Annotated in this window: 18 protein-coding genes; 8 read left to right on the forward strand and 10 right to left on the reverse strand. The window is 72.3% G+C overall.

Annotated features, from left to right (window positions below; genetic code table 11):
* Nucleotides 1-572: 572 nt before the first annotated feature.
* Nucleotides 573-2,252, forward strand: coding sequence for an aa3-type cytochrome oxidase subunit I (gene ctaD / locus ACSIH6_RS20000; RefSeq protein ID WP_435109824.1), 1,680 nt, complete (start codon nucleotides 573-575; stop codon nucleotides 2,250-2,252).
* A gap of 50 nt (nucleotides 2,253-2,302) precedes the next feature.
* Here ctaD and ACSIH6_RS20005 read toward each other — a convergent pair whose 3' ends face one another.
* Complete coding sequence (locus ACSIH6_RS20005) at nucleotides 2,303-3,763, reverse strand: aldehyde dehydrogenase family protein (protein ID WP_435109825.1); 1,461 nt, start codon at nucleotides 3,761-3,763, stop codon at nucleotides 2,303-2,305.
* A gap of 61 nt (nucleotides 3,764-3,824) precedes the next feature.
* Here ACSIH6_RS20005 and ACSIH6_RS20010 point away from each other — a divergent pair, with 61 nt between their 5' ends.
* On the forward strand, nucleotides 3,825-4,469 hold the full coding sequence (locus tag ACSIH6_RS20010; RefSeq protein WP_435109826.1) for a TetR/AcrR family transcriptional regulator: 645 nt from the start codon (nucleotides 3,825-3,827) through the stop codon (nucleotides 4,467-4,469).
* Nucleotides 4,470-4,631: 162 nt separating this feature from the next.
* On the opposite strand, the gene ACSIH6_RS20015 is transcribed toward ACSIH6_RS20010, so the two are convergent.
* From ACSIH6_RS20015 to ACSIH6_RS20040, 6 genes are read right to left on the reverse strand one after another with little or no spacing between them, the layout of a single operon-like run.
* A complete protein-coding gene (locus ACSIH6_RS20015) occupies nucleotides 4,632-6,326 on the reverse strand; it encodes an adenine deaminase C-terminal domain-containing protein (protein ID WP_435109827.1) in 1,695 nt (564 codons plus the stop codon).
* 35 nt (nucleotides 6,327-6,361) lie between these two features.
* Nucleotides 6,362-7,327 (reverse strand): nucleoside hydrolase, encoded by a 966-nt coding sequence (locus ACSIH6_RS20020; protein ID WP_435109828.1) that lies wholly within the window; start codon nucleotides 7,325-7,327, stop codon nucleotides 6,362-6,364.
* Nucleotides 7,324-8,385, reverse strand: a complete 1,062-nt coding sequence (locus ACSIH6_RS20025; protein WP_435109829.1) for an ABC transporter substrate-binding protein — start codon at nucleotides 8,383-8,385, stop codon at nucleotides 7,324-7,326. The genes ACSIH6_RS20020 and ACSIH6_RS20025 overlap by 4 nt, the downstream gene beginning before the upstream one ends.
* Nucleotides 8,382-9,404: an ABC transporter ATP-binding protein gene (locus ACSIH6_RS20030; RefSeq protein ID WP_435109830.1), complete on the reverse strand. Its 1,023-nt coding sequence runs from the start codon at nucleotides 9,402-9,404 to the stop codon at nucleotides 8,382-8,384. Before ACSIH6_RS20030 ends, ACSIH6_RS20025 begins: the two co-directional genes overlap by 4 nt.
* A 20-nt stretch (nucleotides 9,405-9,424) precedes the next feature.
* Nucleotides 9,425-10,213 (reverse strand): ABC transporter permease, encoded by a 789-nt coding sequence (locus ACSIH6_RS20035; protein ID WP_435109831.1) that lies wholly within the window; start codon nucleotides 10,211-10,213, stop codon nucleotides 9,425-9,427.
* Entirely contained in the window at nucleotides 10,210-11,088 is an 879-nt protein-coding gene (locus ACSIH6_RS20040) for an ABC transporter permease (protein WP_435109832.1), read from the reverse strand. Before ACSIH6_RS20040 ends, ACSIH6_RS20035 begins: the two co-directional genes overlap by 4 nt.
* Before the next feature lie 239 nt (nucleotides 11,089-11,327).
* On the opposite strand from ACSIH6_RS20040, the gene ACSIH6_RS20045 reads away from it, so the two are divergent.
* Together ACSIH6_RS20045 and ACSIH6_RS20050 are read left to right on the forward strand one after the other, a co-directional pair.
* Nucleotides 11,328-12,320: a LacI family DNA-binding transcriptional regulator gene (locus tag ACSIH6_RS20045; protein WP_435109833.1), complete on the forward strand. Its 993-nt coding sequence runs from the start codon at nucleotides 11,328-11,330 to the stop codon at nucleotides 12,318-12,320.
* Between the two features lie 570 nt (nucleotides 12,321-12,890).
* Entirely contained in the window at nucleotides 12,891-13,667 is a 777-nt protein-coding gene (locus tag ACSIH6_RS20050; protein WP_435109834.1) for a tyrosine-protein phosphatase, read from the forward strand.
* 94 nt (nucleotides 13,668-13,761) lie between these two features.
* Here ACSIH6_RS20050 and ACSIH6_RS20055 read toward each other — a convergent pair whose 3' ends face one another.
* The 3 genes from ACSIH6_RS20055 to ACSIH6_RS20065 all read right to left on the reverse strand — a co-directional run bounded on the left by ACSIH6_RS20055 (nucleotide 13,762) and on the right by ACSIH6_RS20065 (nucleotide 16,897).
* Entirely contained in the window at nucleotides 13,762-14,907 is a 1,146-nt protein-coding gene (locus tag ACSIH6_RS20055; protein WP_435109835.1) for an RNA polymerase sigma factor, read from the reverse strand.
* Nucleotides 14,908-14,913: 6 nt separating this feature from the next.
* Nucleotides 14,914-15,321 carry a YciI family protein gene (locus tag ACSIH6_RS20060; RefSeq protein WP_435109836.1) on the reverse strand — a complete coding sequence of 136 codons (408 nt, stop codon included), beginning with the start codon at nucleotides 15,319-15,321 and terminating at the stop codon, nucleotides 14,914-14,916.
* Nucleotides 15,322-15,886: 565 nt separating this feature from the next.
* The gene (locus ACSIH6_RS20065; RefSeq protein ID WP_435109837.1) at nucleotides 15,887-16,897 is read right to left on the reverse strand and encodes a LacI family DNA-binding transcriptional regulator; all 1,011 of its coding nucleotides are present in this window, start codon (nucleotides 16,895-16,897) and stop codon (nucleotides 15,887-15,889) included.
* A gap of 217 nt (nucleotides 16,898-17,114) precedes the next feature.
* On the opposite strand from ACSIH6_RS20065, the gene ACSIH6_RS20070 reads away from it, so the two are divergent.
* From ACSIH6_RS20070 to ACSIH6_RS20085, 4 genes are read left to right on the forward strand one after another with little or no spacing between them, the layout of a single operon-like run.
* Nucleotides 17,115-18,161 (forward strand): extracellular solute-binding protein, encoded by a 1,047-nt coding sequence (locus ACSIH6_RS20070; protein WP_435109838.1) that lies wholly within the window; start codon nucleotides 17,115-17,117, stop codon nucleotides 18,159-18,161.
* Nucleotides 18,161-19,018: an ABC transporter permease subunit gene (locus ACSIH6_RS20075; RefSeq protein ID WP_435109839.1), complete on the forward strand. Its 858-nt coding sequence runs from the start codon at nucleotides 18,161-18,163 to the stop codon at nucleotides 19,016-19,018. The genes ACSIH6_RS20070 and ACSIH6_RS20075 overlap by 1 nt, the downstream gene beginning before the upstream one ends.
* Nucleotides 19,015-19,776 carry an ABC transporter permease gene (locus tag ACSIH6_RS20080; protein ID WP_435109840.1) on the forward strand — a complete coding sequence of 254 codons (762 nt, stop codon included), beginning with the start codon at nucleotides 19,015-19,017 and terminating at the stop codon, nucleotides 19,774-19,776. Before ACSIH6_RS20075 ends, ACSIH6_RS20080 begins: the two co-directional genes overlap by 4 nt.
* Nucleotides 19,773-20,870 (forward strand): ABC transporter ATP-binding protein, encoded by a 1,098-nt coding sequence (locus tag ACSIH6_RS20085; protein WP_435109841.1) that lies wholly within the window; start codon nucleotides 19,773-19,775, stop codon nucleotides 20,868-20,870. Before ACSIH6_RS20080 ends, ACSIH6_RS20085 begins: the two co-directional genes overlap by 4 nt.
* The last annotated feature ends 29 nt before the right edge of the window (nucleotides 20,871-20,899 follow it).

Below are 20,899 nucleotides of genomic sequence, written 5' to 3' on the forward strand. Positions count from 1 at the left end.
GTCGAACACGTTAACGAACCCGCACACCGTGGTGGGGTCGAATCCGAAGAGTGGTGGGGTCGAATCCGAAGATTGTTGTCCGGTCGCATCCGCACAACCTCTTGGGGTCGCGTGCACGACACGATCCCTCCCGGGTCTGAAGGCCCGGGGCTCCTAGCTAGATTCCGCTGAATCTGCCGTCCGCGCGGTGGAAAGACCCGGCCGAGGAGAGGTTCTGGCTGGGAGTCCGCGCCCCCGTGCCCTGACGGTGTGGCCGCAGGGTCCGGAGAAGGCGTCCGCGGCGCCGAAGCGGCGTGCCCGCGGACCGCAGGGTCGCGCCGGGGCGACCGGGAGATCGTGACGGGGGTCCGGAAGGGTGCTGTCGCGGGGGAGGTCACGCCTTTCCCGCGAACAAAAAGGACATTCCCCGCCCGAGAAAGAAAACGCTGGAGACAATCACCACCCCCGGCGGACCCGATGGGCTAGGTTGCGTTCCCGAGGCCTGCACGATTCCTTTCCCAAACCACCCCCAAAAGGAAAAGCCTCATTTCTCCCATTCGCCCGCACCCATCTTCCGCACGGAGGCACGAGCAGTGGCACCAGCGAAAACCGAGGCAGAGGAGTCCTCCGGGAAGGCCCCCAAGGGGTCGCTCATCGTGAGCTGGCTGACCTCGACCGACCACAAGGTCATCGGGTACATGTACATCATCACCGCCTTCGCCTTCTTCGTCTTCGGCGGAATCCTGGCGGTGCTCATCCGCACCGAACTGTTCTTCCCGGGCATGCAGATCATGTCCAACGAGGAGTTCAACCAACTCTTCACCATGCACGGCACGATCATGCTGCTGCTCTTCGCGACCCCGCTGTTCGTCGGCTTCGGCAACGTCATCATGCCGTTGCAGATCGGCGCGCCCGACGTGGCGTTCCCGAGGATGAACCTGTTCAGCTACTACCTGTTCCTGTTCGGCGGGCTGATCGTCGCGGCCGGGTTCCTGACCCCGGGCGGCGCGGCCAGCTTCGGCTGGTTCGCCTACACGCCGCTGTCCTCGGCGGTCCACTCACCGGGGGTGGGGGGCAACCTGTGGATCATGGGGCTGGTGGTCTCGGGTCTGGGCACCATCCTGGGCGCGGTCAACTTCATCACGACCGCCCTGTGCATGCGCGCGCCCGGCATGACGATGTTCCGCATGCCGATCTTCACCTGGAACATCATTCTCACCAGCGTGCTGGTGCTCATCGCGTTCCCCGTGTTGACGGCTGCCCTGATCGCGCTGGGCGCGGACCGCATCGTCGGCACGCATGTGTTCGACGCCGAGCACGGCGGCGCCATCCTGTGGCAGCACCTGTTCTGGTTCTTCGGCCACCCCGAGGTGTACATCATCGCGCTGCCGTTCTTCGGCATCGTGACCGAGATCCTGCCGGTGTTCAGCCGCAAGCCGATCTTCGGCTACAAGGGGCTGGTGGCGGCGACCATCGCCATCACCGGCCTGTCGGTGACGGTGTGGGCGCACCACATGTTCCCGACGGGTGCGGTGCTGCTGCCGTTCTTCTCGTTCATGAGCTTCCTCATCGCGGTGCCGACCGGCGTGAAGTTCTTCAACTGGATCGGCACCATGTGGCGGGGCCAGATCACCTTCGAGACACCGATGCTGTTCTCGATCGGGTTCCTGGTGACCTTCCTCTTCGGTGGTCTGACCGGTGTGCTGCTGGCCTCCCCGCCCGTCGACTTCCACGTCACCGACTCCTACTTCGTGGTGGCCCACTTCCACTACGTGGTGTTCGGCACGGTGGTGTTCGCGATGTTCGCGGGCTTCTACTTCTGGTGGCCCAAGTTCACCGGGACGATGCTCAACGAGAGGCTGGGCAAGTTCCACTTCTGGCTGCTGTTCCTGGGCTTCCACGGCACGTTCCTGGTGCAGCACTGGCTGGGCGCCGCGGGCTTCCCGCGCCGCTACGCCGACTACCTGCCCAGTGACGGGTTCACGCAGTTGAACCAGATCTCCTCGGTCTCCTCGTTCGTGCTGGCGGCCTCGACGCTGATCTTCTTCTGGAACGTCCTCGTGACCGCGCGGACGGCCCCCCAGGTGGGGATGGACGACCCGTGGGGTTACGGCTGCTCGCTGGAGTGGGCCACGTCCTGCCCGCCGCCGCGGCACAACTTCGCGTCGCTGCCGCGGATCCGTTCCGAGCGTCCCGCGTTCGACCTGAACCACCCGCACGTGGCGGCGCAGGCCCTGGACACCGAGCACGGGGAGGCTGCCCGGAGGGGCTGACCCGCGCGGGCGGGAGCGGGCAGCGCTGACGCCCGTCCCCGCCCGCATGTTCAAAGGAACCGGCGCAGCAGCTTCTGCTTGAGATCGGTGACGGGCGCGTAGGCGATGCGCATGGTGTCCATGAACAGCGACTTGTCCAGCACCGACTTGGTGTGCGAGAAGGTGTCGAGGGAGGCCGCGGAGTGGTAGGCGCCCATACCGCTGTCCCCCACACCGCCGAAGGGCAGGTCGGGGACGGCCAGGTGGGCCACGGGCAGGCCGAAGGCCAGGCCGCCCGAGGAGGTCTCGGTGGTCAGGCGGCGCTTGGTCTCCTCGGAGTCGGTGAAGCCGTACAGCGCCAGCGGCTTGTCGCGTTCGTTGACGAAGGCGATGGCCGCGTCCAGGTCGGGGACCCGCAGGACCGGCAGGACGGGGCCGAAGATCTCCTCCGACATCACCGGGGAGTCGGGGTCCACGTCGCCCAGGACGGTGGGGGCGACGTAGAGCCGGTCGATGTCGTGCTGTCCCCCGGTGACCACGGTGCCGCTCTCCAGCAGGGCGGTGATCCGGGCGAAGTGGCGCTCGTTGACGATGCGCCCGTAGTCGGCGCTGCGTGAGGGGTCCTCGCCGAACATCTCGGTGATGGCGGCGGTCAGCTCGCGCTGGAGCGGTTCGGCGGTGTCGCCGACGGCGAGCACGTAGTCGGGGGCCACGCAGGTCTGCCCGGTGTTGGTGAACTTGCCCCAGGCCAGACGGCGGGCGGTGGTGGCCAGGTCCACGCCGGGTTCGACGATCGCGGGGCTCTTGCCGCCCAGTTCCAGGGTCACGGGGGTCAGGTGCTTGGCGGCGGCGGCCATGACGACGCGGGCCACGGCGCCGTTGCCGGTGTAGAAGATGTGGTCGAAGCGCTCCTCCAGCAGGGCGGTGCTCTCGGGGATGCCGCCCTCCACGACCGCGACCGCCTCGGTGTCCAGGTAGCGGGGCAGCAGCTCGGCCAGGACGGCGGAGGTGGCCGGGGCGAGTTCGCTGGGCTTGACCAGGGCGGCGTTGCCCGCGGCGATGGCTCCGACCAGGGGCGCCAGGGACAGGTTCACCGGGTAGTTCCACGGGGCGATGATCAGCACGGTGCCCAGCGGCTCGCGCACGCGGCGGGCCTTGGCCGGGGCCAGGGCGACGGGCACCGGCACGCGCTGCGGGCGCAGCCAGGAGGCCAGGTGCCTGAGGGTGTGGTCGATCTCGTTGACGACGAAGCCGATCTCGGTGGTGTGGGCCTCGATGGGGCTCTTGCCGAGGTCGGCTCCGAGCGCGCCCTCGAACGCGGTGCGCTGTTCGGTGAGCATGCGGCGCAGCGCGCGCAGCTGGGCGCGGCGCCAGGCGACGGGCTTGGTGCGGCCGGAGGCGAAGGCGGCGCGCAGACGGGCGACCACCGGCGGGATCTCGGTGGTCAGGGTCAGCGGCTCGGCGGGGGGACGGGTGGCGGCCTCGGCGACGTCGGCGGTCTCGGCTGCGGGAACGCCTTGGGTGTTGGTCATGGGGCGATACTAAACGAAACACTTTCGTTTCCCTAGGCCTCACTCGCATAGGATTCCGGGCATGACCACCGACCATCTGCCCGACGCCTCGCGCGCCCCCCACCGGGGCCGGCCGCGCGACGCCGCCCGGGACCGCGCGCTGATGGACGCCACCCTCGCCGAGCTCGAACTGCACGGGTACGGCGGCCTGACCACGGCCGCCGTCGCCCGGCGGGCCGGTGTCTCCACCGCCACCCTCTACCGGCGCTGGCGCTCCAAGGAGGACCTGGTGCTGGGGGCCGCCCGGGACTGGGCGGAGAACCTGGGGCCCGACCGCGACACCGGCGCGCTGCGCTCGGACCTGTCCCTGCTCCTGCACGACAAGGCCGCGGCCCTGGAGGGGGCCTCGGGAAGGCTGCTGCGCGCGGTGCTGGGCGAGGCCGCGCACAACCAGGCGCTCGCCGACGCGCTCTTCGGCGACTTCGTGGTGCCGCTCCAGGACCGGGTGCTGGCGGTCGTGGAGCGCGCCGTCGCGCGCGGGGAGATCCCGCCGGTGGACGACCCCCTGGTGGTGGCGGAGATGGTGATCGGCCCGATGGTCAGCCACACGTTCCTGGTGCCGCCCGTGCCCGGCGCCTCCCCGGGCCACGACATCGCCGTTCGGCTCCTGCCCTACCTGCTGCGCGCCCTGGGCCACCGGGAGGCGGGGGGCTCCGAGGTGGCCTGACCATGTGAGTCAGGTTCTGCGTGGCGATCAGTGCTGTCTTGTAGCGACGCGACCCGGCAGACGGACCGCCGGAGCGGTTCGGCCCCCGCCGCGGGGCGGACCAGCGGTGCCCGCGGAGCCGCACCCCCGTGAAGGTGCGCGGCCCCGCGTCGCGGAACGGGGTCAGCCCACCGTCGCCGGTTCCCAGGCGCGCTCGACCACGCGCACCAGGCCCCGGTCGGTGATCTTCACGCTCGGGGACACCGCCAGGGTCAGGGTCGACAGGCTCATGAAGGCGTTGCGGTTGTCCCAACCCCACGCCGCCAGCTCCGCGCGCAGCTCCCGGGTGGCCCGGGCCACCTCGTCGGCGGGCCGCTCCGACATGACCCCGCCGATGGGCAGGGCGACCCCGGCGCCCGCGCCGCCCTCGCGGACCAGGTTCATACCGCCGCCCCAGGACACCACCCGGGCGGCGGCCTCGCGCAGCGCGTCCTCACTCGTGGCCACGACCGTGAGGTTGTGGCTGTCGTGGGCGTAGGTGGTGGCGAAGGCCCCCGCGCCCAGCTCCTGGCCGGTGACCGGCGCGAACGCCACCCCGCCCGCCCCGGTGTGGCGCTCGAAGACCGCTACCACCGCGGTCCTACCCTGCCAGTCGACCACTCCCCCGCGCACGGGCAGCACGACCTCGTCCGGCTCGGTGTAGGTGTCCACCGCGTTCACCCGCAGCGCGCGGAAGGCGTGTTCGCCGTCGGGCAGGTCCACCCGCCAGCGGGCCGCCTCCGCGTCGGGCGCGCTGATGCGCACCGTGCCGCCGAACGGGTGGTCCGGCGCGGGTCCGGGACCGGTGAGCGGGGCGCCGTCGCGGCCCACGACCGTGCCGCCCGCGATCGCGACCACGGGGGTGAGCTCGGTGAGCGAGCGCAGCAGGACCAGGTCGGCGCGCTTGCCCGGGGTGACGGTCCCCCGGTCGTCGAGGCCGAGCCTGCGCGCGGGCTGGAGCGTGAGCGCCCGCAGCACCGCCAGCGGGGGCAGCCCGCGTTCGAGGGCCACCGACCCCACCCGGTCCAGGTGGCCGGTACTCACGACAGCGTCCACGACGATGTCGTCGGTGACCAGGCAGAAGTCGGGCAGGTGCGGCAGCTCCAACAGTGCCCGCACGACCTCGGGGGTCAGGCACTTCTCCTGGAGCATCAACAGCATGCCCAGGCGGGCCTTCTCCACCGCCACCTCGGCGGTGTTCTTGCAGTGGTCGGAGTCGATCCCGGCCCACAGGTACTCGCCCAGCTCGGCCCCGGACAGGTTGGGGCAGTGCCCGTCCAGGCGCACGCCCCGGCCGCGGGCCGCGGCGATGATGGCGCCCATCCGGGGGTCCCCCGAGACCACCGCGCGGTAGTCCATCACCTCTCCGAGGGTGGTGACCCCCTCCCAGTCCAGCATCTCGGCGACGTCGTCGGCGTCGAGGCGGGCCCCGGCCGTCTCGAACCCGTCGAGCGCGGGCACGCACGAGGGAACCGCCCAGCGCATGGTCTGCCGGGTGGCCCCGCCCTGCTCGATCATCCACGCCTGCCCGTCGCGCCCGGCGACGTTGACGATCTCGTGGGCGTCGGCGAGCACGGTCGTGGTGCCGCGCGCGAGCGTGACCCGGGCGAACTCGGCCGGGGCCAGCAGCGAGCTCTCGATGTGCATGTGCGCGTCCACGTACCCGGGTGCGACCACGAGCCCGTCGGCATCGACGGTCTCCCTGGCCTCTACCGGGGTCCCCGGCGGCAGCACCGCGCGGATCGCGTCGCCGACCACGGCGACGTCGGCCCGCCACACCTGGCCGGTGTGGACGGAGACGACGTCTCCGCCGCGGATGAGCAGGTCTGCGGTGAGCATCGAGGTCGGTTCCCCTTCCGGTGCGCGGTCGCGGTTCACGGCGTCCTCGCGCTGTCGTTCGGTTCTGCGGCGTAGCTGGCGATGCCCTCGGTGAGGCGGGCGGCGAACCCGTCGGCGTCGACGGTGCGGGCCACGCGCACGTTCCGTGCGCGGCCGGGGGTGCGCACGTCGGCCACGAGGGCGCCGCGGGTGAGCTCTCCGGCGCACTCCACCGAGGCGGCGCCCTCCTCCCAGCCGAGCAGTTCGGGGTGGGCCACGGCGGCCACCGCCAGCGCGTCGTGCACCGGCACGGCGGCGACGCCGAAGCGGTCCCGGTAGCGCAGGGCGTAGTCGCGCAGCAGTCCTCCGGCGATCCCGGCGGTGCCGGGCAGCGACGCCAGCTCCTCGGCCTCGCGCAGCGGGTACAGCGCGGCGCGGGTGACGTCCAGGCCCACGATCCGCACCGGCAGGCCCGATTCCAGCACGTAGCGGGCGGCCTCGGGGTCGGCGTGGAAGTTGAACTCCGCCGCCGGGGTGATGTTGCCCTGGGCGAAGGCGGCGCCGCCCATCACGACGATCTCGCGCAGCACCGGTCCGGCCTGCGGGTGGCGGGCGAGCAGGGCCGCCACGTTGGACAGCGGGCCGATCGCCACCAGGGTCAGCTCGCCCGGCGAGCGCAGGGCCTGCTCCGCCAGCCAGTCGACCGCGTGGCCGGGGTCGAACGCCCGGGGCGGGGAGGCGGGGGCCAGCCCGCCCAGACCGCCGACCCCGTGCATGGGCTCGTCGCGCAGGCGCGTGGTACGCGAGATCGGCCCGGCCAGCCCCGAGACCAGCGGCAGTCCGGCCGGGGCTCCGGCCAGGTCCAGCACGTGCGCGGCGTTGCGGTCCACGTCGGCGAGGGAGGCGTTCCCGGCCACCGTGGTCACCCCCCGCACCTCCAGCCCCGGTGAGGCCAGCGCGAGCAGCAGGGCGAGGGCGTCGTCGACGCCGGGGTCGCAGTCGATCACAACGGGGACGCTCACCGCGCCACCTCCTCGGTGAAGCGGTCCAGCCAGGTGGAGCGCTCCTGCGCGATGAGGGCCAGGTCGCCCTGGTGGTAGCCGCTGTCGGACGGGGAGGAGGCGGCCTGCCCCGAGACCCGCTCCATGAGCGGGGTGGGGTCGGCCTCCAGCGCCACGGGCTTGTCGTAGAGGGCCTCGGCCATCCCCTCCTGCACCTCGGGGCGCAGCAGGAAGTCGACGAAGGCCAGGGCCCCGGCCTCGTTGGGCGCCCCGTTGACCACCTGCGCGGTGTTGGCGGTCATCACCCGCCCCTGTTCGGGCGCGGCGAAGCCGATCGGCTGTCCGGCCTCCACCGAGCCCATGGCGAAGTTGTCCAGGCCGGGCGCCATGGCGATCTCGCCGCGTTCCAGCAGGCTGGTGAGCTCGGTGGAGCCGGTGTAGAACTGGAGCGCGTCCGAGCCGATCCGGCCCATCGCCTCGAAACCGGCGTCCGGGTCGGAGGGGCCCGAACCGAAGTGCTCGCCCGCGGCCAGGACGAACATCGGGCCCGCCGAGACCGAGATGTCGGGCAGCACGTACCCCGCCTCGGGCTTGGCCCACAGGTCGTCCCAGGAGTCGGGTGCCTCCTCGACCAGGTCGGTGCGGTAGAGCAGTCCCAGGAGCTGGAAGGTGTAGGCGGGGCCGTACCCGTCCGGGTCCACCGCCCAGGGCTGGATGGCGCCGAGGTTGGGTACGTCGGCGGGGTCGACGGGGGCGAACAGCCCCATGTCCTTGCCGATCTGCGCGTAGTAGTCGGAGATGAGCACGACGTCGGTGTCGGGCGTCTCGGCGTTGATCCTCAGTTTGGTGAGCCGCCCGGCGTTGTTGCCGGTGTCCAGGACCACCCGGATCCCGGTCTCGGCCTCGAAAGGGTCGGCCACCACCTCGGTGAACTCCTCGGTGGCGAAGGCGAAGGTGCTCACCACCAGCGTGTCGGGGTCGTCCTCGCGCACCGGTGCGCACGAGGCGCTCACCAGGGCCAGCGTCGCCGCCCCGGCGAGCGCGGCCAGCAGTCGGCGCGGGCGTGTGGGACGGCTCATCCGGCCTCCTCCGCGAGTTCCACCAGGTGGCGGTGGGGCAGGGCGATGCGCACGGGGTCGCCGGGGCGCAGGTCGTCGGCGGGGTGCAGGGAGCGCAGGACCGAACCGGGTCCCTCCACCCCGTCGATGCGGGCCTCGACCAGGCAGTTGCTGCCCTGGAAGGTGACCTCGGCGACGGTGCCGTCCAGGCCGGTCCCGCCCTCGCCCTCCCGGGTTCCGGCGGGCAGCAGGCGCACGTGCTCGGGCCGGATGGTGACGGTTCCGTGCCCGGGCACCCGCGGGAAGTTGTCGTAGCCCAGGAACTCGGCGACGAAGCGGTTGGCGGGCCGGGGGAAGACCTCCCGGGGCGCGCCCGCCTGCTCCAGGCGTCCCTCGTTGAGGATGACCATGGTGTCGGACAGCTCCAGCGCCTCGTCCTGGTCGTGGGTGACCAGGACGGCGGTCAGCCCGGTCTCACGCTGGACCCGAAGCAGTTCGCGGCGCATCTGCACGCGCAGCTGGGCGTCGAGGTTGGACAGCGGCTCGTCCAGCAGCAGCACCGAGGGGCGGATGGCCACGGCGCGGGCCAGGGCCACGCGCTGCTGCTGGCCGCCGGACAGCTCGGCGGGCTTGCGGTCGGCCAGGTGCGCCAGGCCCACCAGCTCCAGCGCCTCACCGGCGCGTTTGGCCACCTCCTGGGCGGCGATCTTGCGGGTGCGCAGCCCGTAACCGACGTTGTCGCGCAGCGTCATGTGCGGGAAGAGCGCGTAGGACTGGAAGACCATGCCGATGTTGCGCTTCTCCGGCGGGGTGCGGGTGGCGTCCTGGCCCTCCAGCAGGATCCTGCCGGAGGTGGGCTGGAGGAACCCGGCGATCATGCGCAGGGTGGTGGTCTTGCCGCAGCCGCTGGGGCCCAGCAGCGTGGTGAACTCGCCGCTCCGCACGGCCAGGTCCAGGTCGGCGACGGCGGCGGGGCCGTCCTTGCCCCTGCGTCCGCCGAAGCGGTGGGTGACGCGGTCGAGTTCGACGACGGGTGTCATATGGGTGTCCTTCTTCCCGGTTAGCGGCCGAAGACCTTCGTGAAACCGACCATGCGCTCGGTGGCGAAGGCGACCGCGACGCTGAGCGCCAGGAGCAGCACGCTGACCGCCGCGACCACCGGGTCGAACGAGGACTGGACGTAGTTGAGCATCTCCACCGGCAGCGTCGCCACGCCCGGGCCGGTGAGCAGCAGGGACAGCGGAACGTTGTTCAGGGAGGTGATGAAGGCCAGGATCGTGGCGGACACGATGCCCGGCGCCATGACCGGCAGGGTCACGGTGAAGAAGGCGCGCACCGGCCCGGCGCCCAGCCCCCGGGCCGCCTCCTCCAGTCGCGCGTCGGCCAGCGACAGCGAGGCCCCCACCACGCGGACGGTGTAGGGCAGCAGCAGGACGGTGTGCCCGACGATGAGCGCGCCCAGCGCGGTGACGCGCATGCCCACCATGAGCTGCTGGAACAGGGCCAGGCTCAGGACCAGTTCGGGGACCACGATCGGGGCGAAGAAGAGGTTCTCCATCACCCTGCGCCCGCGCGGGTTGCCCCGGTGCAGCGCCAGGGTCGCCGGAACGCCCAGGAGCAGGGCGACCGCGGTGGAGGCGAGCGCCACGGCGACGCTGGTGCCGAAGGAGTCGATGAAGGGCCCGTAGTCCAGGGCGGCGGCGAACCAGCGCAGGGACAGGCCCTCCGGCGGGAAGGCCAGGGTGCTCCCCGCGGTGAAGGCGACCCCGATCAGGATCACCACGGGACCGAGCATGAGGACGAAGGCCGCCGCCGCGAGCAGCGACAGGAAGGGGCGTCTCAGGATCATGAGGTGGTGGTGCTCCCGATCTTGCCGAGCCGGCCGGACAGCGCGCTGACCGCCAGCACCAGCACCGTCATCACCAGGGCGACGGCGCTGGCGGAGGGCCAGTCGAGGCTGACGTTGACCCGGCTGTAGAGCAGGGTGGACAGAAGGCGTTCGCGCGGCCCGCCGAGCAGCTGGGGCGTGGTGAAGGCGGTGACCGCGCCCGCGAAGACCAGCGTGCAGCCCACGAGCACCCCGGGCAGGGCGAGCGGGAAGACCACGGTGCGGAAGGCCCGGCCGGGCGAGGCGCCCAGCCCCCGGGCCGCGTCCTCCAGGCGGTGGTCCTGCTGGGCGAGGCTGGAGTAGGAGGACAGGATCATCAGCGGCAGGAACAGCTGGACCAGGCCGAGCACGATGGCGGTCTCGGTGTAGAGCAGCTGGACCCGGCCCATGCCCAGGGCCTCGCTGATCCCGCTGATGAGGCCGTTGCCGCCCAGGACCATGATCCAGCCGTAGGTGCGCACGACGGTGTTGAGCAGCAACGGGAAGATCGCCAGGGCCAGGAGGCGACCGGACCAGCGGCCGGGGGCCCGGGAGATGAGGTAGGCCACCGGGAAGCCCATGAGCAGGCACAGTCCGGTGGTCACCACGGCGACGCGGACGGTGCGGGCGACCACGGGGAGCAGGTAGGGGTCGCTGAGCAGACTGCCCGTCTCGCGCGCGACCGTGGCGGGGTCGCCGTCGGGCGGCCAGGCCAGGGTGGCCACGACCGGGTAGCAGAAGGCGAACAGGACCACGGCCAGCCCCGGGACCAGCAGGACCGTGACGGGTGGTCGTGGAAGGCGGCCGCGGCGCGGAGCGGCTCCGGTGGCGCCGACGGTGGGTGACGGGCGGGGCAATTCCACTCCCGGTCGCTGTCGAGGGGACGGTCTGGGATCTTCGCCGTGCTTCAGCTGCACGGCGCTTCGTCTGCGCGGTACTTCATCCGCACAGTTCCTCATCCGCATAGTGCTTCATCTGCGGAAATGCCTGCAAGCGCTTGCACAAGCGCTTGCACACCGTAGCCTGTGTCGGGGACACGAGCCAACCCCCGGGTCGCGAGTGTGACAGGGGGCACCATCGGGTGTGAGGAGCTGCAATGGCGAGTCTGGACGACGTGGCCAGGGAGGCCGGTGTGTCGGCGTCCACCGTTTCGCGGGCCCTGTCGCGGCCGTCCATGGTCTCCGAGCCCACCCTGCTCAGGGTGCGCGCCGCCGCGGAGAGGCTGGGCTTTCGCGCCAACCCGGCCGCGCGGGCGCTGACCACGGGCCGCAGCGGCTTTTTCGCCCTGCTCGTCCCCGACCTGGACAACCCCTTCTACTCCACCACCGCCACGGCCGCGCAGGAGCTGGCGGGCAGGAGCGGACGCCGGGTGATCATCGCCGTCACCGGCGGCGACGCGGCCCGGGAGGCCGAAGTGCTCGGCGAGCTGGAGAGCCAGGTCGACGGTTTCGCGCTCCAGTCACCGGTGGGCTCGGCCGCCGACCTGAAGGAGACGCACCGGCGCAAGCCGCTGGTGGTGATCAACCGCCGCGTCCCCGGACTGACCTCGTTCACCGTCGACACCCCCGGCGGCCTGGGCACCGTCTACGACCGCCTGGTGGAGCTCGGGCACCGCGACGTCGCCTACCTGGCGGGTCCGCCCAGTTCGTGGATGGACCGGCGCAGGCGCGAGGAGCTGGTGGAGCACGCCGCCCGGTCCCGGCTGCGGGTGCGGGTCTTCGGGCCCGTGCGACCGGCCTTCGCCGAGGGTGCCGCCACGGCGCGGGAGATCGTGGACTCGGGCTGCACGGCGATGCTCGTCTACAACAGCCTGTTGCTGTTGGGCGCCATGTTCGAGTTCGGCCGCATGGGGCTGCGGGTGCCCGAGGACATCAGTGTGGCCGCGGCCGACGACATCGCCCTGGCCGACCTGCCGGGGCCGCCGATCTCGGCGGTGCTGGCCCCGGCGGACGAACTGGGGCGTGCGGCGGTGACGGCGCTGGTCGAGATGGTCGACGGGCCCGCCGGGACCCGGCCCCGGGGACGCAGACTGCCCACCGAGGTACGGATCACCGACTCCCTCGCGCCGCCGCGCGCGGCACGCGGCTGACGGACGTCCGGCTGTCCCGTGCTCACCGGTCGGGTTCGGGCGTCGGGAGCTGGGACGTCAGTGGCTCAGGAGCCCAACGGAGGACAGCGTTCGGCACGGAACCCGAGGTCGGCGGCAGGAGCGGTGTGAAGGCCTGGTCCGGTCACCGGAAAGCCGGGCGAGAGCGCGCCCCCGTACGGGATCCTGGGCGGGACGAAGCAGCGATCGACCGAATCGCAGGAGTCGGCTGTATGGACAGAACAGTTCTGGTGATCGGCGGGACCAGGGGCATCGGGCTCGGCCTCGCCGAGGCTAGGGCGCGCGAGGCCGCCCGGGAGCATTCCCAAAGCAGAGTAGGAATTTTTGTTCTTGGGCCATCCTTTACGGCGTAGATTCACATTGTCGTCCGTGTGCACGGAACGGAGGCGCGGTCCCCGCGAGCTTCGGCGCTGCTGTCGCCATGTCCTCTCCCCCACCGCTCCACTTCGATGACGTGACCGTGGAGGTCTGAGCGCCAGCGAACCGGCGCAGTGCCCGGAAAGGGACCAAGGAACTTTTCTTCTTCGGCGGGGGGAAGTATCCCTGGCGTCCATGAGCGACAGCAGAAAGATCACCTGGGAAGGCTTCTTCAACACCCGCGACCTCGGCGGCCTTCCGAACCGGAACGGACGGAGCGTCCGCCAGGGCGCCTTCATCCGGTCAGCCGACCCGCGCTTCGTCACCGAAAAGGGCTGGCAGACCGCGTACGACGCCGGTGTGCGCACCGTCGTGGACCTGCGCAACCCGGACGAGATCCGCCCGGCTCCGGGTGAGGGCCTGACGAGTCAGGGCGGATCCGCCGCGTTCCCCGCGGAAGCGGCCCAGACACCCCTCCCGCCGGGGATGACGCGCCTGGAGGTGCCCCTGGACGATGTCGAGGACGTCGAGTTCTGGCAGGACGTCAACCGTCGGCGGCTGAACGGGAGCCCGCTCCACTACCGGCCCTTCCTCGAACGCAAGGGTGAGCGGTGCGCCGCGGTGATCACCGCCCTGGCCCAGGCCCGGCCCGGCGGCGTCCTGTTCCACTGCGGAGCCGGACGCGACCGCACCGGCCTGGTCGCCCTGCTGCTGCTCGCCCTGGCCGACGTCAGGGCCGACGCGATCGCCGACGACTACGAGCTCTCCACGACCGAACTCGTCCCGCTCTTCGCCGCGATGGGACACAAGGACCAGGGCCCCGTGATCGGGGCCGTGCTGTCCGAGCGCGGCCTGACGCTCCGCGACACCGTCCTCGACGCCCTCCGCGGGCTGGACGCGCACGCCTACCTGTTGGAGGCGGGAGTCCGGGAGGAGGACCTGGACGCCCTCCGGAAGCGACTCATGGACTGACCACCGCCTTCGAACGACGCGACTCGGCCGACCAGCGGGGTGAGCGGACCGTCCCCGTCTGGCCGGTGAACGCCCGCCGCCCTTGGGGGGACGCTCAACCGCGCAGCCGCGCGTTGAGCCGCGCGGCCTGTCGCATGAGGTGGTCGCGTTCGGGCAGGTTGGACGCTGAGCGGGCGGCCTCGGCGTAGAGCCGCGCCGCGGTGGCCGGGTCACCGTCACGCTCGTGCAGGTACGCGGCGGCGGCGGTGCGGCGGGGCACGGAGGGGTCCAGTCCCGCCAGGGCGGCCAGGCCCGCCCGCGGGCCGTCGGCCTCGCCGACCGCGACGGCCCGGTTGAGGCGGACCACGGGGCTGTCGGTGAGGCGCACCAGTTCGTCGTACCACTCGACGATCTGCACCCAGTCGGTCTCCGCGGCCGTCCGGGCGTCGGCGTGGAGCGCGGCGACGGCGGCCTGGGCCTGGAACTCGCCCAGGCGGTCGCGGGCGAGGGCCGCCTGGAGCACGCCGACGCCCTCGGCGATCATGCGGGTGTTCCACAGGCCGCGGTCCTGCTCGGCGAGGGGCACCAGCCTGCCGTCGGGACGGGTCCGTGCCGGGCGCCGTGCGTGGTGGAGCAGCATGAGCGCGAGCAGGCCCGCGACCTCCTCATGGCGGATTCTGGCCGCAAGCTGACGGGTGAGCCGGATCGCCTCACCGGCGAGGTCGACGTCTCCGGAGTAGCCCTCGTTGAAGACCAGGTAGAGCACGCGCAGCACCGTGGCGACGTCACCGGGCTGGTCGAACCGGACGCCCGAGACGGTCCGCTTGGCCCTGCTGATGCGCTGGGCCATGGTCGCCTCCGGCACGAGGTAGGCCTGCGCGATCTGGCGCGTGGTCAGGCCGCCGACCGCGCGCAGTGTGAGTGCGACGGCCGAGGCCGGTGTCAGGGACGGGTGCGCGCACAGGAAGTACAGCTGGAGCGTGTCGTCCACCGCCTCGCCCGGGCCGGGCACGGGCTCGCCCTCGACGCGTACCTCGCGGTGCCGCCGCGAGGTGTCGGCGCGGACGGCGTCGAGGAACTTACGCCAGGCCACGGTGACCAGCCAGCCCTGGGGGTTCTGCGGCGGGTCGTCCGGCCACACGCGCACGGCCTCGACCAGGGCTTCCTGCACGGCGTCCTCGGCCGCGGCGAAGTCGGCTCCGCGGCGGCCGAGGATCCCGATCACGGTGGGGGTGAGGGTCCGCAACAGGGCCTCATCCATGGTGTGTCACTCCGTGATGGTCGGGGGCGCGGTCAGGAACGGGCGCACCTCGAGCCACTCGTGGATCGGCTCCCCGCCCGCCCCGGGCGCGGCCGACAGCTCCCCGGCCAGCTCGAGCGCTCGCTCGTAGGTCTCGACGTCGATCACCATCCAGCCGGCGATCAGGTCCTTGGTCTCGGCGAACGGGCCGTCGGTGACCGGCGGCCGTCCCTCGCCGTCGTAGCGGACGAACGTGCCCTCCGGGGAGAGCGCCTGGCCGTCGACGAACTCGCCGGTGCCCTCCAGCCGATCGGCGAAGTCCTGCATGTACCGCATGTGGGCCGAGACCTCCTCCGGCGTCCACTGGTCCATGGGCACGTCGTTGACCGATGCCGGTGCGCCGCGGTAGTGCTTGAGCAGCAGGTACTTGGCCATGATGTCCTCCGTGGGTTGTTCCGTGGCCCGGGAGGGCCGGGTGCGGTGCGGCCCGTCGTGGGCCGTGTTCACTCCGGGGACGGAGCCGCGCGTGGGTTCTCGACATCCCACGGCGATATTTTCTGACGGATTTCACGGTGTCTGCTTCTTCCATGGTGCCTGTCGGCGTGTTTCGCGGTGCCGCAGACGAGCACGGGGGCGTTTCGCGGCACATTCGTCGGGCGAAGCCGCCTTCACCCTCGGACGGAAGAAGCAGCCCGCTTCCGCCAAAGGGAACACCCCGGCAGCGGGAACCTTCCGCGCCCCTCCCCCACACGGACGGCGGGCGGCAAGACGCTGTGGGTCGGGGCATCCGAACGAACACCCTGAACGCGGCGAACAGCCGTCCTCCCACCGGCCGGAACAGCCGTCCCAGGGCGGTGCGCCATGGCTGTCAGCATCGCGTTGGCCATGCTGACAGCCGCGTCCGGGAGCGCTTCGGAAGTCTCGCCACCTCGGGGGACGGTCCGCGACGGCGGGAGGTGACGGGCGGCGGGGTGACAGGCGGCGGGGGGACGGGGCGGTCTCACGCCAGGACCGCGACCGACCCCCGCTCCACCAGGCGCACGGGCAGCCGCACGGCGGTGCCGGGACCCTCCACGAGCAGGTCCATGATCCGCTCCCCCAGGGCCTCGCGCTCCACGGCGATCGTGGTCAGGCCCGGGTCCAGCAGGGCCGAGGTGGGCAGGTCGTCGTGGCCCACCACGCTGACGTCCCGCCCCACGCGCAGGCCCAGGGAGCGGGCGGCGTCGTAGACGGCGGCGCTCAGGTGGTCGGAGTTGACGACCAGGGCGCGGTGCCCGGGGCGCGCCATCATCTCCGCGGACCTGCGGGCCACCGCGTCGTAGTCCAGGGGGCCGCGTGCCACCGAGCCGGCCACCCCGTGCTCGGCACAGTGGCGGTGGAAGGCCTCCTCACGCCCCCAGTCGGCGGCCAGGGGCTCGGGGGCCATCAGGAGCGTGGCCTCGCGGTGACCCCGCTCCGCCAGGTGCGCCACGGCCCGGGCGACGGCCTCATCGTCGTCGGGGCCGACCGTGGACAGGCGGCTCGCGGTGCCCTCCCGGTCGGGTTCCGGCGTGCAGTTGAAGGCCACCACCGGGACGTGGGAGTGGCGGTCCATCCACTCCAGGAGGCGGCCGCGCCGTCCGATGGGCGCGATGGCGATCCCCGCGACCGCCTCGGCGGCGAGCCTGCGCAGCGCGGCGCTCTCCCGTTCCTGGTCGTAATCCGAGCTCATGATCAGCAGGAGCGCCCCCTCGCGGTGCGCGACGGTCTCCATGCCGCGCAGCACGTCCAGGAAGAAGGGGTTGCGCATGTTGCGGATCACCACGCCGTAGGCGGAGCGCCGGCCGGTGCGCAGGGCCCGGGCCCGGCCGTCGGCCTGGTAGTCCAGTTCCGCGGCGACCCGGCGGACCCGCTCCGCGGTCGCGGCGGCCACGCGGCCGGTGCCGTTGAGGGCGAAGCTGGCCTGGGCGACCGAGACGCCCGCCCCGGCCGCGACGTCCCGCAGGGTCGCGCGCTTGGTCGGTTCCGGCATGGCTCTCCTCGGGGGGACTGTGGCCGTGGACTCGAAAGTACCGTGCGCCCGCTCCGGCCGGGCACCGGAGGGTCGATGGCGCGGGACGCTGTTCCACCAGCGTTCGGTCTCCGGTCACCGTTTGCGAAACCTCAGGTCACCGCACTGATTAATCGTTTAATCAAGCACTTCCGCACAGCGGTGCCCGGCGGGCACCGCAGCCGACCCCGGAGTCCCCATGACCCTCACCCACGGCCGCGGCGTCCTGAGCGCCGCCGCGATCGCCTCCGTCCTCACCCTGACCGCCTGCGGCAACGCCGACCTGCCCTCGGCCTCGGCCACCGGCGACGGCGGCACCGTCATCACCTACAACTCGCCCGCCGAATGGGGCAACTACGGCGAGGTCCTGGCCGCCTTCACCGAGGAGACCGGGATCCAGGCTCCCAACGACCCGAAGAACTCCGGGCAGGCCCTGGCCGCACTCCAGGCGGAGAAGGGCGCGCCCGTCGCCGACGTCGCCTACACCGGCATCGCCTTCGCCGGACAGCTCGTGGAGGCCGGAGTCCTCCAGTCCTACGTGCCCGAGGGCGCGGAGGAGGTCCCCGAGGACCTGCGCGACCCCGACGGGAACTGGACCGCCGTCCACACCGGCACCATCGCCTTCATCGTCAACGAGGACCACCTGGACGGCGCGCCCGTGCCGAGCAGCTGGGGGGACCTCCTCGACCCCGCCTACGAGGGCAAGGTCGGCTACCTCGACCCCACCCAGGCGGCCGTGGGCTACTCCGCCGCGACGGCGGTCAACCACGCGCTCGGCGGTGACCTGTCCGACTGGAAGCCGGGCCTGGACTACCTGGCCGAGCTGAAGGACAACGGCGCCGCGACCTCGGCCCAGACCGCCACCGCCAAGGTCGCCCAGGGCGAGATCCCCATCCTCATCGACACCGACTTCAACGGCTACAAGCTCCGTGACGAGGGCGCCGACGTCAGCGTCGTCATCCCCGAGGAGGGCTCGTTGCAGATCCCCTACATCGTCGGCCTGGTCGAGGGCGCGCCCAACGCCGAGAACGGCAGGGAGCTCCTGGACTTCTACTTCTCCGAGCAGGGCCAGGGCCTCTTCGCCGACGGGTACATGCGCCCGGTAATCGGCCAGATGCCCGAGGAACTCGCCGACCAGGTCCTGCCCGAGTCCGACTACGAGCGCGCGATCACCATCGACTACCTCGAGCAGGGCGAGCGGCAGCAGGAGTTCATCGACCTGTACCAGAGCGAGGTCGGCTTCTAGTGTCCCCCGGTACCGCGCGCGTGCGTCGCGGCATACCGCCCCCGTGGTCCGCCGCGCTCCCGGCCCTCACCCTCATCTGCCTGTTCAGCGCCTACCCGGTCGTGGTGCTGGTGGCCAACTCCCTCGGTCTGGGCCGGTCCCCGGCCGACGGGGGCCCCACCCTGGAGCACTACGCCGACGCCCTGGCCTCGGCGGCCGTCCGTGAGTCCCTGGCCGCGTCGGCGCTGGTCGCCGGGGTGGCGGTCCTGGCCACGCTCGTGATCGCCGTCCCCGTCGTCCTGCACCAGGCACGGCAGGACCGCGCCGGGGGCGGCGGGGCCGCCACCGACGCCCTGCTCACCCTGCCGATCGCCCTGCCCGGCATCATCATCGGGTTCTTCGCGATCGTGCTCAACGGCAGGACCGGACTGCTCGCGCCGCTGTGGGAGGGCTTCGCGGGGCTCGCCTACACCCTGCCCGGCCTCCTCGTCGCCTACGTCTACTTCTCGCTGCCCCGCGTCCTGGGGCCGCTGCGCGCCGCCGCGGCCGGGCTGCCGCCCTCGCTCACCGAGAGCGCCCGCACCCTGGGCGCCTCCAGGGTCCGGGTACTGGTCACGGTCACCCTGCCCCTGCTGTTGCCCGCGCTCATCGAGACCGGGGGCACCGCGGCGGCGATCGCCCTGGGCGGGTACGGCACGGTCGCCACGCTCTCGGAGGGCATCCGCCTGCTTCCGCTCAACGTCGCCAACGAACTGACCACCGGCTACCGCCTGGCCGCCTCCTCGACCCTGGCGGTGCTGCTGGCGGCCATGGCCGTCGCCGCGCTGGTCCTCGGCCGCGGCGTGGGGCGCCTGGTCGGACGGGTGGTTGCCTCGTGAACCGCGTCGTCACCTGGGCCGTGTGCGCCTTCGTCCTCATCCCGATCCTGGCGACACTGGTGGTCGCCACCAGCGTCGACTTCTCCCAGGGGCCCTGGGGCGGCGGGGTCACGCTGGACTGGTTCGCCCACGCCTGGCCCCCGCTGGCCCCCGTCATCGGCCGCAGCCTGGCCGTGGCGGCGCTGGTGGTGGTGTTCAACCTCGCACTGGGCGGTCCGCTGGCCTGGTGGGTGGCCCACCACCCCTCGCCGCTGACCCGGCTGACGGGATACCTGGTCAACGTCCCCCTGGCCGTGCCGGGCATCGCGTTGAGCGTCGCCCTGGTGAGCGCCTACGCGGCGCTGCGCCCCAGCGGGCTGCTGCTGGTCATGGGCCACGTGGTGTTCACGTTGCCCTTCACCCTGGCCGCCCTGGTACCCGCGCTGGCCGACGACGAACTACGCCTCAACGAGGGGGTCGCCCGCAGTCTGGGTGCCGGCTCGGCCAGGGTCCTGGCCACGGTCACCGTCCCCGGCTGCCTCATCGCCCTCACCCAGGCGATGACGATGGTCTTCGCCCTCTCCTTCGGCGAGTTCAACATCTCCTTCTTCGTCAACCCGCCCGCCACGCCGACCGTGCCGTTCGCCCTGTTCGACGCCTACTCCACCCAGAGGCTCGAACCGGCGTCCGCGCAGTCGATCGTCTTCATCGCCTTCGTCGCCCCGGTGCTGACGGCCATCGTGCTGGCCCGGCGGCACGCCCTGAGGAGCACTCCGTGACCGATCTCCGTGAACCCGGGACCCGCGTGTCCGGCCCCACCACCCGCGCGTCCGGCCTCACCGTGTCCGACCTGACCATCCGCTACGGCGACACCGAGGCCGTCCGCGGGGTGTCCATGGAGGTACTGCCCGACGAGACCGTGGCCGTCGTGGGCCCCTCCGGCTGCGGCAAGAGCAGCACCCTGCGCGCGGTGGCGGGGCTCACCCCGGTCGCCGGGGGAGGCATCGGCCTGGGCGGGCGCGACATCACGCACCTGGACCCGGCCCGCCGGGGCGTGGGCCTGGTTCCGCAGAACTACGCGGTGTTCCCGCACCTGAGCGTGGCGGGCAACATCGCCTACGGCCTGCGCGCCCGGCGGGTCCCGGCCGACCGCAGGCGCCGCCGGGTGGCCGAGATGCTGGAGCTGACCCGGCTCACCGACCTGGCGGGGCGCCGACCCGACCAGCTCTCCGGCGGCCAGCGCCAGCGCGTGGCCCTGGCGCGGGCCCTGGCCGTCGAACCGGACGTCCTGCTCCTGGACGAGCCCCTGGCGGCCCTGGACCCCCAGTTGCGGGGCGGCCTCCGCAGGGAGCTGTCCACCATGCTCTCCTCCTCGGGGTGCGCCACGCTGATCGTCACGCACGACCAGCGCGAGGCCCTCTCCCTGGGGTCGCGGATCGCCCTGATGCGCGAGGGGTCCCTGGTGCAGTTCGGGACGCCCCGGGAACTCTGGGAGGACCCCGCCGACCCCTTCGTCGCGGACTTCCTGGCCAACGCGGTCCTCCTGGACGCCGAGCGCTCCCAGGGCGAGGCCGCGGTGCTCGACGGCCGGTGGAGGATCCCCGCGGCGGACCTGCGGACGGGGCCGACCGGACACGGCCGCACCCGCCTGCTCCTGCGCGACGACAGCCTCACCGTCACCGACCGCGACGACGCCTCCGCCGTGACCGCGCAGGTCACACACGCCGAGTTCGTCGGCGACGCCGTCCGCCTCACGGTCGACGCGCACGGCCGCGTGTTCGGCGTCCGGGTACCACCCGACGCCCGGATCGGCCGTTCCGTGTCGCTGGCGGTCGTTCCCGGCCGCGCCACCCTGCTCGTCCCCGCCCCCTGAGACCACCGGACCGCCCCACGACGGAGGAA

Origin of the sequence: Nocardiopsis synnemataformans (assembly GCF_965343085.1) — a bacterium.
Taxonomy (GTDB): domain Bacteria; phylum Actinomycetota; class Actinomycetes; order Streptosporangiales; family Streptosporangiaceae; genus Nocardiopsis; species Nocardiopsis alborubida.